The sequence below is a fragment of the Erwinia magellanica genome (assembly GCF_039023495.1).
In the GTDB taxonomy this organism is placed as follows: Bacteria; Pseudomonadota; Gammaproteobacteria; order Enterobacterales; family Enterobacteriaceae; genus Erwinia.
Genome location: NZ_JBCHVC010000003.1, coordinates 423759 through 440640, shown reverse-complemented (window position 1 = coordinate 440640; position 16882 = coordinate 423759). Strand labels below are relative to the sequence as shown.

17 protein-coding genes and 1 tRNA gene are annotated in these 16882 nt (G+C 54.5%); 7 read left to right on the top strand and 11 right to left on the bottom strand.

Annotated features, from left to right (window positions below):
* Position 1: 1 nt before the first annotated feature.
* On the top strand, positions 2-1111 hold the full coding sequence (locus tag AAH450_RS13815) for a DUF2817 domain-containing protein (RefSeq protein ID WP_342910720.1): 1110 nt from the start codon (positions 2-4) through the stop codon (positions 1109-1111).
* A 164-nt stretch (positions 1112-1275) separates the two neighbouring features.
* Here AAH450_RS13815 and AAH450_RS13810 read toward each other — a convergent pair whose 3' ends face one another.
* From AAH450_RS13810 to AAH450_RS13800, 3 genes are all read right to left on the bottom strand, one after another.
* On the bottom strand, positions 1276-2055 hold the full coding sequence (locus tag AAH450_RS13810; protein ID WP_342910719.1) for a HalD/BesD family halogenase: 780 nt from the start codon (positions 2053-2055) through the stop codon (positions 1276-1278).
* 167 nt (positions 2056-2222) lie between these two features.
* Complete coding sequence (locus AAH450_RS13805; RefSeq protein ID WP_342910718.1) at positions 2223-2651, bottom strand: nucleotide triphosphate diphosphatase NUDT15; 429 nt, start codon at positions 2649-2651, stop codon at positions 2223-2225.
* 47 nt (positions 2652-2698) lie between these two features.
* Positions 2699-3100 (bottom strand): winged helix-turn-helix transcriptional regulator, encoded by a 402-nt coding sequence (locus tag AAH450_RS13800; protein ID WP_342910717.1) that lies wholly within the window; start codon positions 3098-3100, stop codon positions 2699-2701.
* A 118-nt stretch (positions 3101-3218) separates the two neighbouring features.
* Between AAH450_RS13800 and AAH450_RS13795 the strand changes: the two genes are divergently transcribed.
* Both AAH450_RS13795 and AAH450_RS13790 read left to right on the top strand, forming a co-directional pair.
* On the top strand, positions 3219-4073 hold the full coding sequence (locus AAH450_RS13795) for an SDR family oxidoreductase (protein ID WP_342910716.1): 855 nt from the start codon (positions 3219-3221) through the stop codon (positions 4071-4073).
* A 574-nt stretch (positions 4074-4647) separates the two neighbouring features.
* On the top strand, positions 4648-5232 hold the full coding sequence (locus AAH450_RS13790; protein WP_342910715.1) for a YceI family protein: 585 nt from the start codon (positions 4648-4650) through the stop codon (positions 5230-5232).
* A 67-nt stretch (positions 5233-5299) separates the two neighbouring features.
* Here the strand turns inward: AAH450_RS13790 and dld are convergent, their stop codons facing one another.
* The 3 genes from dld to umuD form a co-directional block, all read right to left on the bottom strand.
* Positions 5300-6994 (bottom strand): D-lactate dehydrogenase, encoded by a 1695-nt coding sequence (dld, locus tag AAH450_RS13785; protein WP_342910714.1) that lies wholly within the window; start codon positions 6992-6994, stop codon positions 5300-5302.
* Positions 6995-7136: 142 nt separating this feature from the next.
* Complete coding sequence (locus AAH450_RS13780) at positions 7137-7520, bottom strand: hypothetical protein (protein WP_342910713.1); 384 nt, start codon at positions 7518-7520, stop codon at positions 7137-7139.
* Between the two features lie 14 nt (positions 7521-7534).
* On the bottom strand, positions 7535-7954 hold the full coding sequence (umuD, locus tag AAH450_RS13775; protein WP_342910712.1) for a translesion error-prone DNA polymerase V autoproteolytic subunit: 420 nt from the start codon (positions 7952-7954) through the stop codon (positions 7535-7537).
* On the opposite strand from umuD, the gene AAH450_RS13770 reads away from it, so the two are divergent.
* Positions 7953-8201 carry a hypothetical protein gene (locus tag AAH450_RS13770; protein ID WP_342910711.1) on the top strand — a complete coding sequence of 83 codons (249 nt, stop codon included), beginning with the start codon at positions 7953-7955 and terminating at the stop codon, positions 8199-8201. The two genes, umuD and AAH450_RS13770, sit on opposite strands and share 2 nt — an antisense overlap.
* 3 nt (positions 8202-8204) lie before the next feature.
* Here AAH450_RS13770 and AAH450_RS13765 read toward each other — a convergent pair.
* The 5 genes from AAH450_RS13765 to aspA all read right to left on the bottom strand — a co-directional run bounded on the left by AAH450_RS13765 (position 8205) and on the right by aspA (position 13815).
* A tRNA-Phe gene (locus AAH450_RS13765) sits at positions 8205-8280 on the bottom strand.
* Between the two features lie 110 nt (positions 8281-8390).
* Positions 8391-8969 (bottom strand): transcriptional regulator, encoded by a 579-nt coding sequence (locus tag AAH450_RS13760; protein ID WP_306208451.1) that lies wholly within the window; start codon positions 8967-8969, stop codon positions 8391-8393.
* Positions 8970-9031: 62 nt separating this feature from the next.
* Positions 9032-10792 carry a protein-disulfide reductase DsbD gene (locus AAH450_RS13755; protein WP_342910710.1) on the bottom strand — a complete coding sequence of 587 codons (1761 nt, stop codon included), beginning with the start codon at positions 10790-10792 and terminating at the stop codon, positions 9032-9034.
* A 170-nt stretch (positions 10793-10962) separates the two neighbouring features.
* Complete coding sequence (locus tag AAH450_RS13750; RefSeq protein WP_342910709.1) at positions 10963-12264, bottom strand: anaerobic C4-dicarboxylate transporter; 1302 nt, start codon at positions 12262-12264, stop codon at positions 10963-10965.
* Positions 12265-12378: 114 nt separating this feature from the next.
* Complete coding sequence (aspA, locus tag AAH450_RS13745) at positions 12379-13815, bottom strand: aspartate ammonia-lyase (RefSeq protein WP_318788532.1); 1437 nt, start codon at positions 13813-13815, stop codon at positions 12379-12381.
* A gap of 378 nt (positions 13816-14193) precedes the next feature.
* Here aspA and AAH450_RS13740 point away from each other — a divergent pair, with 378 nt between their 5' ends.
* The 3 genes from AAH450_RS13740 to groL all read left to right on the top strand — a co-directional run bounded on the left by AAH450_RS13740 (position 14194) and on the right by groL (position 16853).
* Positions 14194-14655: an FxsA family protein gene (locus tag AAH450_RS13740; protein WP_342910708.1), complete on the top strand. Its 462-nt coding sequence runs from the start codon at positions 14194-14196 to the stop codon at positions 14653-14655.
* Positions 14656-14867: 212 nt separating this feature from the next.
* A complete protein-coding gene (locus tag AAH450_RS13735; RefSeq protein WP_034891529.1) occupies positions 14868-15161 on the top strand; it encodes a co-chaperone GroES in 294 nt (97 codons plus the stop codon).
* A gap of 45 nt (positions 15162-15206) precedes the next feature.
* Positions 15207-16853: a chaperonin GroEL gene (gene groL / locus AAH450_RS13730; protein ID WP_318788534.1), complete on the top strand. Its 1647-nt coding sequence runs from the start codon at positions 15207-15209 to the stop codon at positions 16851-16853.
* Positions 16854-16882 lie beyond the last annotated feature (29 nt).

Sequence of the window (16882 nt, the reverse complement as noted above, 5' to 3'; positions counted from 1 at the left end):
GATGCGATCTCTTCCTGATTACAGCGCGCAGCGGGCGCGCTTTCTGGCCGCCGTGGCCAGAGCGGGCGGGGTGAATACCCCTTATCCGCATCCTCTTGCTGGCCCAAATGGCGAAGCATTATTTACCGATGTTGCGGTAGTGGGCGATCCCGCAGCGGAAAAGCTGATGCTTATTGTCTCCGGCACGCACGGCGTGGAGGGCTATTACGGCTCAGAGAGCCAGATTGCCTGGCTGGATACGGTTAAGGCCGCAGCGATGCCGGATAATGTGGCGCTGGTGTTGGTGCATCTGATCAACCCCTGGGGCACCGCCCATTTACGTCGGGTGAACGAAGATAATGCCGATCTCAACCGTAACTTTATCAATTTCGTGACAGGGGTGCCGCATAACCAGGCCTATGGTGAACTGCATGCCGTTTATACCTGCCGCGACTTTGACGGGGCCGGGCGGGCGCAGGCAGACGCGCTGCTGCTTGAGAAACGGCAAACGCTGGGCTGGGCAGGCGTTAAGCGTATCGTTGAGGCGGGACAGTATCAGTTTGCCGACGGCATCTTCTATGGCGGGCAGCGGGCGAGCTGGTCACACCTTACGCTGAAAACCATTATTGACCGTCATCTGGTTCATGCTGAAAAGATCTTCAGTTTCGATCTGCATACCGGCGCGGGCGCTTATGGTCATCCGATGCTGATGGCGATAGCAGAGCATGACTATCCGGCGCTTCGGCAGGCCAGAGCGATCTTTGGCGAGTGGCTAACGGTGCTGATTACTGGCGCAGGCCGCAACAGCGAAACGGGCGTAACCGCCACGGCCACCGGTTATCTCTCCCAGTTTATGCTGGATAACCTGCCGCAAACGCAGCTGCTTCAGCTGGTGGTGGAGTGTGGGACGCTGGAAGGCGAAGAGATGCACCGCCGCGTGCGTAACGATCACTGGCTGCATCTGTTTGGCGATCCCGCCAGTGAACAGGGGTTGCAGATCAAGCGGGATCTTTTTGACGGCTTCTTTCCTGACGATCACGACTGGCAGGCGTTGATCGCGCTGCGCACCCGACAGATCTTCGTCAGGGCCTGGACGGCATTAACGCAGCCAGAGGCTCCTCCCGCGCGGTAACATATCAGGGCGCTGTGCCGCCGTTTTGGGGTGTGAGGTTTCTTCACGTACAGCCTGGCTCTCCTGGCTGCCGGAGAGAAAAGCTTGCAAACTGGCAGGGAAAAGGCAGTGGAAGCCCTTCCCCTGGGGGCGGTGATTACAGGCCTCTTTCCCCCGTTTAAAGATTACAGACGCCCGTAAAATGTCATGCGGGCGGTTTCGGAGAGCGCAATATCGGGCTGAGCATTATAGGCCAGCACCACCAGCATACGGCTGGTCTCCCCTTCGGTTGGCGTCACGCGGTGTAGCGCATTGCGGCCGCGAAACAGCACCAGATCGCCCGGATTTATCGCCAGCTTCTCTACTTCCCGTTTGCCCTGCAAAACTTGCTCCACGCCGTCGAAATTCATCTCTCCCGCTTCGGCATCCCGCAGATTACTGACATATTCAAATACGCCGCCCGCTTCGGGCTTCTGGATCAGCAGGGTGATGGCAAAAGAGGAGTTATCAAAATGCCAGCCCAGCTCCTGCCCGGTATGCGCATAGTGCAGATTGATAGAGGAGAGGGAATCTGCATAGGGATAGAGCTGCTGTTCGCCCAGCACGCCGCAGAGAAAAGCCTTAAAGGCTTCCGCGTTGTAAAGCGCACGCAGCGGTGAGTTCTCCGGCACTTCCTCATCGGTAATGCACCCTTTGGAAGAGGTGATCGGGTAATTACGCGGATGATCGGGAGCAAACGCCTCGTCTGGCGCTTTCAGATAGACGTTGTGCTTGCTGGCCGCGTAGTAGGCAAGGTGCTGATGCTCTTCGCCTTCCTGACGAACACGCTTCAGCGCATCCGTCGTCAGAAACGCTCTCAATACCAGGGCGCCGCTCTTATCAAGCTGCTGTTTACAGCTGGCAAGGTAGTCGGCATCGTGAATCGGGTGGGAAGATAAATTGATAATCGGGGCCAGGCTGGTCATCGCAGATGCTCATCATCAACACAGGGGATCTTCACTCTACTGCCAGTCAGCCCGGCTCACCAGATGTTCGCCTTACAGAACGGCTGAATTTTGCTTAATTTATTAAAATTTAAGGATAAATTATTAAGAGTATTGCCTGGCCTGTAAAAAGGAATTATCAGGCTCAGTCAGGTACGTTTAAGCGCGCCGCCTAACAGGGGCAGCAGCCCGCCTTCCTTAAGCAATGTCTCAAGCGGGGCGAACAAAGGGTGCGGTAATTCAGAAGCGCTAAACCACGCCCAACCCGCACACTTTTCAGGCTCGCAGCGCTCCGGCGTTCCGGAAACCTCATCCGCCAGCATAAAAAGCGTCACGTAATGTTTATTCTCAGCGGTGAAGAAATTATTCGTGAACGCATGATTCGTCACTTTCCCAATGTGCAGTCCGGTTTCCTCGCGCGTTTCCCGGCGGGCGCACTGTTCCGGCGTTTCACCAAACTCCAGATGACCACCGGGTGTTGACCAGCTGTCGGCACCGTGGCTTCCCGTGCGCCTGCCCAGCAGCAGCTTGCCTTCCCGCACAATCAGAACGCCTACGCCTGTTTTCGGATAATGCATTTTTTGCCTCGTTTTAACGCTCTGCAACTCTGCATCAGCAAGCGGGATCACTCGCCGGAAAAGTGCTGGCGATGCATCATAATCTGCTGCAAATTCATTTCAACCCAGTCTGCCAGCCCGACCACCTGGCCGCGCACTTCCTGGCCCATTGGCGTCAACCGGTACTCTACGTGCGGCGGGATCACGTCATAAGCGATGCGCTCGACAAAACCATCCTCTTCCATAAAACGCAGGGTTTGCGCCAGCATCCTTTCGCTGATGCCACCAATTTTTCTCTTAAGCTCGCTAAATCTTAAGGTGTCATTTTCCAGCGCGACCAGAATCAGCAGGCTCCAGCGGCTGGTCAGACGCTTAAGCACCTCTCTGGAGGGGCAGTTGGCATCAAACAGTTCGCCACGGCGAAACTTTTCACTGAGCGAAGTGCAGGGGATATTTTGATCTTTTATCACACTAACATTCCTGTAAGTACTTACTTTTAATTAGTGTATGACATAGGGTGGTGGGGTGAAAGCGATTTAGCCGCATAAAGGCTGTTAACGCATCTGAAAGACAAATAAGGAGATCAACATGATTGCTGTAACCGGTGCAACGGGCCAACTGGGCCGTTTAGTGATTGAGGCTTTACTGAAGAGAGTCCCTGCGGCTGAGATCATTGCCGCCGTACGTTCACCTGAGAAAGCTTCTGACCTTGCCGCTCTGGGAGTGCAGGTCCGTAAAGCGGACTATAGCGATACTGAAAGCTTACTCAGTGTCTTCAGCGGCGTGGATAAAGTGCTGTTAATCTCCTCGAACGAGGTGGGTGCCCGTGAGGCACAGCACCTGGCGGTGATTACCGCAGCTAAGGAGGCAGGCGTTTCGCTGCTGGCCTATACCAGCCTGCTGCATGCGGATACCACGCCCATGGGGCTGGGTGGTGAGCACCGCAGCACCGAGCAGGCCCTGATCGCTTCCGGCATCCCATTCGCCATTCTGCGTAACGGTTGGTACACCGAAAACTATGCCGCCAGCATTGCGCCTGCGCTTACCCACAGCGCCTTTATTGGGGCCGCAGCAGAGGGGAAAATAGCCTCTGCCAGCCGTCAGGATTACGCGGAAGCTGCCGCCGCAGTGCTTACCAGCAGCGATGCGGCAGGCAAGATTTACGAACTGGCGGGGGATTCAGCCTATACGCTGGCGGACTTCACCGCAGAGATTGCCAGGCAAAGCGGCAAAGCGGTTCAGTACATCAATCTCTCTCAGGAAGCGTTTGCAGATGCGCTGAAAGGCGCCGGTCTGCCGGCCGGGCTGGCAGAGATGCTGGCTGACTCCGATGCTAATGCGGCCAAAGGTGCGCTGTTTGATGAGAGCCATACGCTCAGCAAACTGATTGGGCGCCCAACCACGCCCTGGCAGGAAGTGGTAAAAGCTTTCGTGCAAGGCTAAGCCGTTACGGGAGGGCCTGGCTCTCCCGTTCTGCCTGTTGCAGGTTTATCTGCGAGCGCCATAACGTTTCTCTCCCCGTAACAGGCAGAGCGCCGATAAAGCTCCGCTGACAGGAGCTTTAGCGGCTCTCGCGCCAATTATCACCACGCCTGGTAAGGGCAGGGTAAGAACGGCCAATACCTCTGCTGATCGGGCCGCCAGCCAATCCCTCTTCACGAGAGGCGGAAAAAAGGGGTAGCGACCGATCTTAAAGAGCATCTGGTGGGCGTACAGGGGGCGGTGGCCCTGACGCTGCGGATAACAAGCGCGATGCACTTTCCCTTGCTTCACCCGCCCGACTTTTTGAAGAGCATTTGCCCACTTTATTGCCCGCCTTGCTGCAAACCAAAGCTGAAACAGAATCGCTGACCGGCAAATAAGCACGAATCAGGACGGCAGAAACCGGCTGTGGGAGAAATAACGCCTGCCTGTCGTCTAATCTTTTTGACCAACCCGGTCAAATATCTTCACTATCGGCAGCGGGAATAATCTTGCACTATCGGAACCACACTTCGAGAAAATAAAGGCAAGTCTGATGTCAGTAATGAAAAAAATTACCGTACCGTTATTAGTTACCGCCGCTTTCTATTCCCAGTTTTCTGCCGCGGCGGTAGAGAGCTATGCAATGGACTCAGGCCACACCTCGGTTGTGGTAGCCTGGAACCACTTCGGTTTCTCGCATCCAACGGCGGATCTTTCCAATATCACCGGTAATATTGATTTTGATGCCAGCAACGTCTCTGCATCGAAAGTGGAGGTTTCCATCCCGGTTGAAACCATTAATACCCACGTTGATGCGCTGACCACGGAATTTAAAGGCGCAGACTATTTCGACGTGAGCAAGTACCCGACGGCAACCTTTAAAAGCACAAAAGTTGTCAGTAAAGGGAAAAACAAAATGGATGTTTATGGCGACCTGACCATTAAAGATATTACCAAACCGGTTATCCTGCATGCGGTGCTGAATAAGCAGGGCATGCACCCGATGGTGAAGAAGCAGGCGGTAGGATTTGATGCCACTACCACCTTTAAGCGTTCAGACTTTAAGCTGGATAAATATGTTCCGGCCGTCGGCGATGATGTGAAGCTGACTATCTCTACCGAGGCTTACGCGAAGTAATGCCTGTTAGCGCGGAGGCTCAGCCCTCCGCGCTCTTCTCTTCTCCTGCAATCTATTCATTCTGCGTTTATTGCCAGAACTTCTTCCTGCTGGTTTTGCCGATGCCAGGATTGCAGCTGTTGGTCGGATCCAGCTGACGCATGTGCGACTCATACTCACACGAGGCATGGTAGAGATGCCCAACGTTGTGTTCTGCCGGATACTTCGCGCCGCGCCGATCGAGATAGTCCAGCACGGCATGTTTGAACGCTACGGCATCCACCCCAGGCTTCAGAATGTAGTCCTGATGATTGACGAAGCAGAAGAAATGCCCGCAGCAGGACTCCTCCTGCACCTGATCCCGCAGCGCCTGCGGCAATTTTATCCGCCATTCCGTATCATTGCGACGCAGCGCCACGTCAAAAGCAACCAGCCGCTGGTCGGCGTTGATTCCTTTATAATCACAATATGAGATAGTGCAGCCGCCCACGCCAAAACGGAGCAGGAAAGCATCTCGCTCTTCACGTTCATCACAGGCAAAATAGCGGCCAGATCTGCCGCTGAAGAACTGCTCCAGCTGCTGCTGTAACTCATCGGCATGACGGGCTTCAGCCTTGATCATCAGATGATGCTCAAACTTATCCCGCCAGGCCAGAATGCGCGGCGCGACCCCTTTTGGCGTCACGTTGTTAGCAAACTGCAACACTTTGTCGACGAAATTATGCGGAAGGATCTTCAGGTTTTTTACCCGAATATCCCATTTGGCTTTGTTTGCCATCAGCCCAGGCAAGGCTTCGGGGCCAAAACGGCTGATTGCCCAGCACATATGTTTGGCGTAACGCAGGGTTAAATCAAAGGCATCGCGATGAATATACTCCGCCTGGAGGGGTAATTCTGTCAGCCCGGTCAGCAGCGTACGGCGTAGAGCAACCAGCTCCGCCTCATCGTTGGTGCCGATATAGAAGGTGCGGGTTTTCTCGCTGGCATCAAAGGTGGAGAGGCGCACGGCAAACACTGCGACCTTACCGGCGCTGCCTGAGCTGTCATGCAAATACTGAACGTTACCGTTGTAGCGGGTTGGAGTATCAGCTTCAACGTCCCGCAGGATCCCGGCATAATCATCCGCCCAGATTTTTCCCTGCCAGTCTGCTGCCGTACCGGTGCTGTAGTGGTGGGACTCCAGATTCGCAATCATCTCTTCCGGCGTGCTGCCCAGTTCAATGCCGAGATGGTTGACGAGTTGCAGGGAACCGTCTGCATTAATGCGGGCAAACAGCGATTTCTCGGTAAAAGCGGGGCCACGACGGATAAGCGAACCGCCCGAGTTATTACATACGCCGCCGATAACGGAAGCACCAATGCAGGATGAGCCGATAACGGAGTGGGGTTCTTTGCCGTGGGGAAGCAGAGCCTTTTCCAGTTCGGTTAAGGTGCTGCCAGGGAAAGCAATGACCTGACGCGCCTCGTCAATAATCTGCACCCCTTTCAGGCGGCGGGTGCTGACAATAATGACATCACGGTCATACTCCGCGCCATCCGGCGTTGACCCGCCGGTGACGCCGGTATTGGCCGCCTGCATAAGGATAATTTTATCGCAGGCGATGCACGCTTCCAGAACCTGCCAGAGCTGCATCAGCGTCTGTGGAACAGCCACAGCCAGCGCCTTACCGCTGCCTACCCGATACCCTTTGGTGTAATACGCTTTGCTGTCCTCACTGGTCAGCACCTGCTCTTTCCCCAGCACCTGCTCCAGCCGGGAAATGATTTCCGGATCCTTTACCATCAAAACTGCTCCTGGTTCTCCCAGCCGCCGCTGTTTGTGTAGCGGCGGTCTGGTGGGCATGAGTCAGGATTCTACCGCGCCGGAATGTGTAAAACAGGGATTTCCGTGCGCATCAGAGCCAGCCCGGCGGGGCAGGTTGCGGTTACAGAACGGGCCGGGGGTGCAGATAGGTTGAGACCACTTCACGGATCGCCACGCCAATTACCGTTACCTCATCCAGTTGTTCACCCTGAATAATCTCCCCATCGTCAGTGACCATTTGAGGCGGGTTCAGCCGGACTTTCGCCCAGTCACCTTTACCGTTCAGCTCTATCAGCACGCGGCTGCCAGCTACGGCTGGACGATAACGGTCAATAATACAGAAACTGCCGTTACAGGCGGTGAGATAGCAGTCGTGATTGGTCGGCACCAAATCCTGTAATTTACTGAACAGAAACTTTACTTCCCGCCTGGCAGGCGAGCGGAAACGGGCGGCGTGAGAAGACAAAACCTCACCGGTGACATACTGTCTGATACGATCCTTCATGCATTATTCCTCTTTTATTCCATCGCTTTAATGGTGAAGGTAACCACACCAAAAATATCCAGCTTCTCCTCCCCGGCCAGCACAATCGGTGGCCAGGCTTCGTTCATCGCCACCAGTTGAACCACCGGCCGCAGATGCAATTTTTTTACCGTGAACTCGCCGTCGATGGCTGCGACCACAATGTCGCCGTGACCGGCCGTCAACGAGTTATCCACCACCAGTAAATCACCGTCGTTGATGCCGGCATCCTTCATCGATTCGCCGCTCACCTTGATAAAATAGGTGGCGTCGGGGTGCTGGATCAGCAGGTTATTCAGGTCCATCGGCTGCCCGACGTCATCCTCTGCACAGAAAGGTGAACCGCAGGGTACGCGGGCCAGAAAAAGCGGGAGAGAGAGGGTATCCCGCACCTCGGCAAGCTGGAGAAGATTCATGTTAGTAGCTCGTGAAATGACTGTATATAAATACAGTATTATCATTTTCAGGGATCGATCAAGCCCGGCTGCGGCTTTTTTTTGCGGGCGCAGCGGCAGGGCTTGCCAGGCAACGATCTGGCAGGAAATTTATTTTAAGTTAAGGAATTATCAGCGCGGAGCAGAGGGGAGATGCAGAAAAAAAGGGGAAAGGGAATGTCAGGAACGCCAGAAAGCAAAAAACCAGCCCGCAGGCTGGTTTTTCTGAATATGGTGCCCGGACTCGGAATCGAACCAAGGACACGGGGATTTTCAATCCCCTGCTCTACCGACTGAGCTATCCGGGCAACGGGGCGCATTAAACCGTAAAGGCCGTCTTGCGTCAACGGCTTTGTCACAAAAATCTGCTAAAGAGGCGCTGACTGGCTGCTTTTCAGACAGAAAGTGTGAATCTTACTCAGGTTAATGCGCCATTTTTCCTGCAAAGCGCGAAGCTCAACACATCTTCCGCCAGCGTGCGGGCGGTCACCACTTCCTGCACGTTGCGCTTCACCAACAGGCGGCTCAGGCAACCTTCCAGAATCAGCTCCATTTGATGGGCGACCAGGGTTGGGTTGTCAGTGCCAAGCTGCGACAGCAGATCGTGCGTATATTGCCATGAGGCGCGCTTTTGCAGATCGGCCACCTGATGGATAGGGTGATCGGGCTGGGGGTAGAAGCTACAGGCAGCAATAAACAGACAGCCGGGATAACGGTTATTTTTCACCGCCTCTTCCAGCACCTGATAGCGAGCCAGCAGCTTCTGTTCTGCATTCAGCGTCTCATCCAGCATAAGCTTGCGCCGCCAGAGATCAATTTGCTGGCTGTGGTAGCGCAGCGCGTCGTACAGCAGCGCTTCACGGTCTGGCCAGTAGCGTTGCAGATCTTCTTCCTGACAGTTTACCCCGTCCGCCATCATGGCAAAGGAGGTAGAGGCCGCCAGGCCATTTTGCTCGAGTATATTCAGTGCATGCTCGAGAACCTGTTCACGTTGCAAGTGACTCTCCTCATCAATGCCTTTTCCGGGCCACGGGCCGGGAAATCACAGTGTAGTGTCGTTTACTGCGGCAGTTTCTGCAAATGCTGCACAAACGCCGCCGCATCCATAAAGCCCGTCACGCGTGACTGGGGGATCTCTTTGCCGTTGGCATCAAAGAAAAGAATGGTCGGCAGCCCCAGCACCTGCAACTCTTTTAACAGCGCGCGCTGCTGCGCATTATTGGCGGTGACATCGGCCTGAAGCAGCTGAGTATGGCCAAGCGCCTGCTGAACCTGAGGCTGGCTGAAGGTCTGTTTTTCAAACTCTTTGCAGGCTACGCACCACTCCGCATAGAGATCGAGCATGGTGATGCGGTTCTGGCTGTTCTGGAGCGCCTGATTAAGCTGTGCAGTATTTGTTATTCGCCCAAACGCCAGGGTGGTAGCCGTTTGCGGCGGAGCATCAAATACCCAGTCTTGCAGGGGGCGAGCTGCTACCAGCGCAGCCGCCAGCATCAAAATTTGCCCCAGACGCAGCCAGCCGTTTTTGGATTGCAGGCTGAGGAACGCCCAGCCGAAGAAGCCTACGCCCAGCAGGCTCCAGAGACGTAACCCCCAGACCTCACCTGTCACTCTCTCCAGCAGGAACACCGGCAGCGCGAGGATCACAAAACCAAAACCCTCCTTGACCGTTTGCATCCAGGCACCGCTTTTCGGCAGCAGACGGTTACCAAACAGCGTGACCACGATCAGCGGCAGGCCCATTCCCAGTGCATAGAGATAAAGCGTCCCTGCGCCAGCCAGCATATTTCCACTCTGGGCGATATAAAGAAGAATGGCGCTAAGCGGCGCGGTAGTGCAGGGCGAACAAATCAGGCCCGCCAGCGCGCCCATCAGGAATACGCCAGGCAGCGAACCCCCTTGCTGACGATTGCTCCACAAGGTGAGCCGCGTCTGCAAAGCGGAGGGAAGTTGCAGCGTAAACAGACCAAACATCGACAGCGCCAGCAGAATAAAAACGAGGGAAAGGCCGATCAGAATTGCCGGTGCCTGTAGAGCGGCCTGAAAGCGCAGGCCCGCAGCGGCAACAATTACGCCCATTACCGTATAAGTCAGCGCCATACCCTGAACATATACCATCGCCAGCGCAAACAGGCGGGGGAGAGCATATTTCCGGTTCCCTCCCAGGATGATGCCTGAAATCAAAGGGTACATTGGCAGAACGCACGGCGTGAAGGCTACACCGATGCCAATCAGCAATGCCCACAGCGGTGAAAACGGCAGGCTTTCAGCGGCAGAGGACTGTATGTGTAACGCTGCGGCTGATGTGTCGCTGTTTTGTGAAGCGATGGCGGCTTCTGGCTCGCTGTTCAATGTGCTGCGCGGTGCGTCACTGTTTTGCGAAGCGCTTACGGCGTTCAGCGGAACCGAACGGGTTTCCGGCGGATAGCAAAATCCTGCCGCAGCGCAACCCTGCCAGGTTACGGTAACGGTGGCACCTTGTCCGGCCTGTTGCAGCGTGAGCGGCAGTGTCAGGCTGTCGGGATAAATTTCCGTTTTGCCGTAGAACTCATCCTCATGCGGTTTACCCGCCGGGAGCGACCATCTGGCCAGTTGGGCACCCTGAGCGGTGATTTTAATTTGCTGACGATAGAGGTAATAACCCGGTTTGACCTGCCAGCTTAACGTCAGTTTGTTCGCCTGCTGAGTGAAGTCGAACGCGAAGGCCTGGTCAACCGTAACGAACTGCGTGCGGTTTTGTCCGAACAGTGACGCAGAAGCGCTCGTGCTGAGCAGTGAAATAAACAGAATGAACAGCAGGTGGGTAAAGCGCTTAGCCATTACAGGTTCCATGTTGCAGTAAATCGGGCAGGTGCCTCTCCTGGCTCAGGTTGAGCGCACAGGGCAATCCTGACTAAGAAGCAGACTATATCATGACGGCGCGTGGGGAGGTTTGTCAGGACGTAACCAGGCCTTGCGGTATCTTTCTCATCCTCAGGCCTGGCGGGCTGTTACAAAATCAGGCTTCCAAACAGGAAGCCAAACAGCACCGAGAGTGCAATGGCGATGATGCCAGGCACGATAAACGAATGGTTAAAAACAAACCGGCCAATACGCGTTGAGCCGGTGTCATCCATCTCCACGGCAGCCAGCAGAGTAGGATAGGTTGGCAGTACAAACAGCGCTGAAACGGCTGCAAAGGAGGCGACAGCGGTAAGCGGCGACACGCCCAGCAGCAGCGCCGCAGGCATCAGCGCTTTGGTGGTAGCGGCCTGGGAATAGAGCAGCGTGGAGGCAAAAAACAGGATCACCGCCAGCATCCACGGATAGTCATTAAGCAGTTCACCCGCCACCTGCTGGATTTCACCGATGTGGGCCTTGACGAAGGTATCGCCCAGCCACGCCACGCCCATTACGCAGATACAGGCGCTCATGCCCGATTTAAAGGTGCTGGCCGAGAGGATCCTGGCCGTATCCACTTTACAGGTGAAGCAAATAAGTGCGGCAACCGTCAGCATAAAGACCACGATGGCCTCGTTACGGGGCAGAACCGGATTTGCTATCAGGCCCACCGCATCGCTGATGGCGGTGGCATAGAGCACCACAGCCACAATCCCCAGCAGGAACAGCAGCACGGAAAGTCTGGCGCCAGGTTTCGCCTCAAACAGGCCCGCTCCCCTTAATACCGTTTCTCCTTTTGCCAGCCGTTGCTGATAAATCGCATCATCTTTCAGCTCCTTGCCCAGGAAATTAGTGACCAGCGCAGCGAGCAAAATGGCGATCAGGGTTGAGGGGATCGATACGGCAAGCAGGGCCAGATAGCTGACGCCCCTGGGTTCCAGAATGCCGGCCAGAAACACCACGGCGGCAGAGATGGGTGAGGCGGTGATAGCGATCTGAGAAGCAACTACGGCGATAGATAACGGACGGGAAGGGCGAACGCCCTGCTCCTTGGCCACTTCCGCAATCACCGGCAGGGTAGAAAAGGCCGTGTGGCCCGTTCCAGCCAGCAGGGTCATCGTCCAGGTAACCAGCGGAGCAAGAAGAGTAATATGCCGCGGATGCTTTCTTAACAGGCGCTCGGCCAGACTGACCAGATAATCCATGCCGCCCGCGACCTGCATTGCTGCAATAGCGGCGATAACCGCCATGATGATCTCAATAACATCAAAGGGGATGGCGCCCGGTTTGAGCTGGAAGCCCAGCGTCAGGATCAGGACGCCCAATCCTCCGGCGAAGCCAATGCCAATGCCGCCCAACCGCGCCCCAAGATAGATCGCCATCAGCACGACAATCAGCTCTGGTATTAACATACTGCTCTCCTTGGTCAAAAATGATAACTAACCGTTAATGATTTGTAGGGTGTCATAAAAAAAGGCACGCCGTTTTGCAACTGGCGTGCCTTTAAGGCCTAACTGGCTGGACCTTTATTGTTCATTTTCATCGGTATAGCGTTTTGCTTTGTAAACCGGGAACATCAGGTTTTGCGTTGAGAAAATATCATCCAGCTCCGCCTCGGTCAGCAAGCCGCGCTCCAGCACCACCTCCCGTACGCTTTTGCCCGTTTCGGCGCAAATTTTGCCGACGATATCGCCGTTATGGTGGCCAATATAAGGATTCAGGTAGGTCACAATGCCGATGGAGTTAAACACGTAGGCTTCACAAACGGCTTTGTTAGCGGTGATGCCGTTCACGCATTTTTCCAGCAAGTTTGAGCAGGCGTTGGTCAGGATATGAACAGATTCAAACAGCGCCTGGCCAATAACCGGCTCCATAACATTCAGCTGCAACTGGCCCGCTTCAGAGGCCATGGTTACCGTCATATCGTTACCGATGACCTTGAAACAGACCTGGTTTACCACTTCTGGCACCACCGGGTTGACCTTGGCTGGCATGATTGAGGAGCCAGCCTGTAGCTCCGGCAGGTTGATCTCGTTCAGTCCCGCACGCGGGCCGGAAGAGAGCAGGCGCAGATCGTTACAGATTTTAGAAAGCTTCACCGCCAGGCGTTTCAGGGCGCTGTGCACCATGACATAAGCGCCGCAGTCAGAGGTTGCTTCAATCAAATCTTCTGCCGGAACGCAGGGCAGGTTGCTGACTTCCGCCAGCTTCTGCACCGCCAGCGCCTGATAACCGTCAGGCGTGTTCAGGCGTGTGCCAATGGCCGTTGCGCCCAGGTTAACTTCCAGCAGCAGTTCGCCAGTGCGCAGCAGGTTTTTAATCTCTTCATTCAGCAGCACGTTATAGGCATGGAACTCCTGGCCTAACGTCATGGGAACGGCATCCTGCAACTGGGTACGACCCATTTTCAGGATGGACTCAAATTCCACAGCCTTGCGCTGGAACCCTTCGCTCAGCTGCCCGATAGCATCCAGTAACTTTAAAATTGAGGTGTAGACTGCAATACGAAAACCGGTTGGGTAAGCATCGTTGGTTGACTGGCACTTGTTAACGTGGTCGTTGGGATTGAGGAACTGATACTCCCCTTTCTGATGCCCCATCAGCTCCAGCCCGATGTTGGCCAGCACTTCGTTGGTGTTCATGTTAACCGACGTCCCCGCGCCGCCCTGATAGACGTCAATCGGGAACTGATCCATACACTTACCGTTGTTCAGCACCTCATCGCAGGCCTGAATAATCGCGTTAGCGACGTTGCGCGGGATAGTCTGTAGCTCTTTATTGGCCATGGCCGCCGCTTTTTTGACCATTACCATGCCGCGCACAAATTCAGGAATGTCGCTGATTTTGCTGTTACTGATGTAGAAATTTTCAATCGCACGCAGAGTATGAACACCGTAGTAAGCATCTGCCGGAACTTCACGCATACCTAACAGGTCTTCTTCGATACGAATGTTATTAGTCATGGGAACCTTCTTGTTAATGCCCTTTCCCTTGCCGGGCGCCTTCTACAGGCGGAACTCAGGGGGCATGAGTGGTCACAATCAATGTGATCGTTGGTACTGCTGCATCTCGGCGAACATGTTATCCATTTGCGACTGACGGAGCACGATCATATTCTGTTAGTAGCAAAAAGCCTGAAGAGAGATCACTTAAAGAGCGTTTATTTTCAAACGTGTCCGATCTGATGTGATCTGGATCACAAATACTCATCCGGCATGAAATTCTCTGGTTGCGGTTGAAAACAGGAGTGGGCAAGCCCATCTCTGAAAGATACGATCGTTAACGATCCCTTTTTTGCCGTCGCGTTTTGGCGAGACGGCCCTGACTGACAGGAGTGTGCGGTGCGCTGGTTACCGTTTTTAGTCCTATTTCTTCTCGCCTGGATCGAGATTACGATTTTCATCCAGGTTGCCCACGTCATGGGCGTATTGCTGACGCTACTGCTGGTGGTGTTCAGCTCGCTCATTGGTATCTCGCTGGTGAAGAACCAGGGGATGAAAAACTTCATGCTGATGCAGCAGAAACTGGCGGTGGGAGAAAGCCCCGCGGCGGAGATGATCAAAAGCGTTTCGCTGATCCTGGCGGGCTTCCTGCTGCTGCTGCCCGGCTTCTTTACCGATTTCCTCGGCTTATTGCTGTTATTGCCGCCGGTACAGAAGCATCTGACGCTGAAACTGATGCCCCATCTCAAGGTCTGGCGCGGTACAGGCGCAGGCCCCGACAGCGGCTTCACCGTTGACGGTGAGTATGAGCGTAAAGAGAGCAAACTGATTGAACATGACGATCCTGAAGATCGCCGGTAACGAAACGCAAGGCGGGAGATTTCCCGCCTTTTGCTTTTTACGGCAGGGTATTGCGCATTTTCTGAGCAAAAGCGCCGCAGAAGCAAAATTTTTATTTTTTTCCCCTTGAAAGCGATGCCTTGCGTCCCTATCTCTTCCGTCACGAGGCGGGGCAGTGAAGCCCTGCGTTCATCCCAAAAAACCTGATTGGACTTCTCAAAGGAGAGTTATCAATGAAAATTCGTCCATTGCACGACCGTGTTATCGTCAAGCGTAAAGAAGTGGAATCCAAATCAGCTGGTGGCATCGTGCTGACCGGCTCCGCAGCTGGCAAATCTACCCGTGGCGAAGTGCTGGCTGTTGGCAATGGCCGTATCCTGGAAAGCGGTGAAGTTAAACCGCTGGATGTGAAAGTGGGCGATGTGGTCATTTTCAGCGAAGGCTACGGTGCGAAAACTGAGAAAATTGACAACCAGGAAGTGCTGATCATTTCTGAAAGCGACATTCTGGCAATTGTTGAAGCGTAATTTCGCGTAACTCATTGAACGAAACGAATTTAAGGGATATTTAAGATGGCAGCTAAAGACGTAAAATTCGGTAATGACGCACGTGTAAAAATGCTGCGTGGCGTTAACGTACTGGCAGATGCAGTTAAAGTTACCCTGGGTCCTAAAGGCCGTAACGTAGTGCTGGATAAATCTTTTGGTGCACCGACCATCACTAAAGATGGTGTTTCCGTAGCACGTGAAATTGAACTGGAAGACAAGTTCGAGAACATGGGCGCGCAGATGGTGAAAGAAGTTGCCTCTAAAGCGAACGACGCAGCGGGCGACGGTACCACCACCGCAACCGTGCTGGCTCAATCCATCATCACCGAAGGCCTGAAAGCCGTCGCTGCGGGCATGAACCCGATGGATCTGAAGCGCGGTATCGACCAGGCCGTTATCGCGGCGGTTGAAGAACTGAAAAACCTCTCTGTACCTTGCTCCGATTCCAAAGCTATTGCTCAGGTCGGCACCATCTCCGCTAACTCCGATGAAACTGTGGGCAAACTGATCGCCCAGGCAATGGAGAAAGTGGGTAAAGAAGGCGTCATCACCGTTGAAGAAGGCACCGGCTTGCAGGACGAGCTGGACGTGGTTGAAGGTATGCAGTTCGACCGTGGTTACCTCTCCCCGTACTTCATCAACAAGCCAGAAACCGGCGCAGTAGAACTGGAAACCCCGTTCATCCTGCTGGCTGACAAAAAAATCTCCAACATCCGCGAAATGCTGCCCGTTCTGGAAGCTGTAGCGAAAGCAGGCAAACCGCTGCTGATCGTTGCTGAAGATGTTGAAGGCGAAGCATTGGCTACCCTGGTAGTGAACACCATGCGCGGTATCGTGAAAGTGGCTGCTGTTAAAGCACCAGGCTTTGGCGACCGTCGTAAAGCAATGTTGCAGGATATCGCTGTGCTGACTGGCGGTACCGTAATCTCTGAAGAGATCGGTATGGAGCTGGAAAAAGCGACGCTGGAAGATCTGGGTCAGGCAAAACGCGTTGTGATCAACAAAGACACCACCATCATCATCGATGGCGTTGGTGAAGAAGCTACTATCTCTGGCCGCGTTTCTCAGATTCGCCAGCAGATTGAAGAAGCAACTTCTGATTACGACCGTGAAAAACTCCAGGAGCGTGTGGCTAAACTGGCAGGCGGCGTTGCCGTACTGAAAGTGGGCGCAGCGACTGAAGTAGAAATGAAAGAGAAGAAAGCTCGCGTTGAAGATGCTCTGCACGCAACCCGTGCGGCAGTAGAAGAGGGCGTGGTTGCTGGTGGTGGTGTGGCGCTGGTACGCGTTGCTTCTAAACTGGGCGAACTGCGTGGCCAGAATGAAGACCAGAACGTGGGTATCAAAGTGGCACTGCGCGCGATGGAATCTCCACTGCGTCAGATCGTTTCTAACGCCGGTGAAGAACCTTCTGTAGTAACCAACAACGTGAAAGCGGGCGAAGGTAACTACGGTTATAACGCTCAGACCGAAGAGTACGGCGACATGATCGACTTCGGTATCCTGGACCCAACCAAAGTGACCCGTTCTGCTTTGCAGTACGCGGCCTCTGTAGCGGGTCTGATGATCACCACCGAATGCATGGTGACCGACCTGCCTAAAGGCGACGCGCCTGATTTAGGTGCTGGCGGCGGCATGGGTGGTATGGGCGGCATGGGCGGCATGATGTAATCCCCGCCTCCCGGCAAAAGAACCTGGCG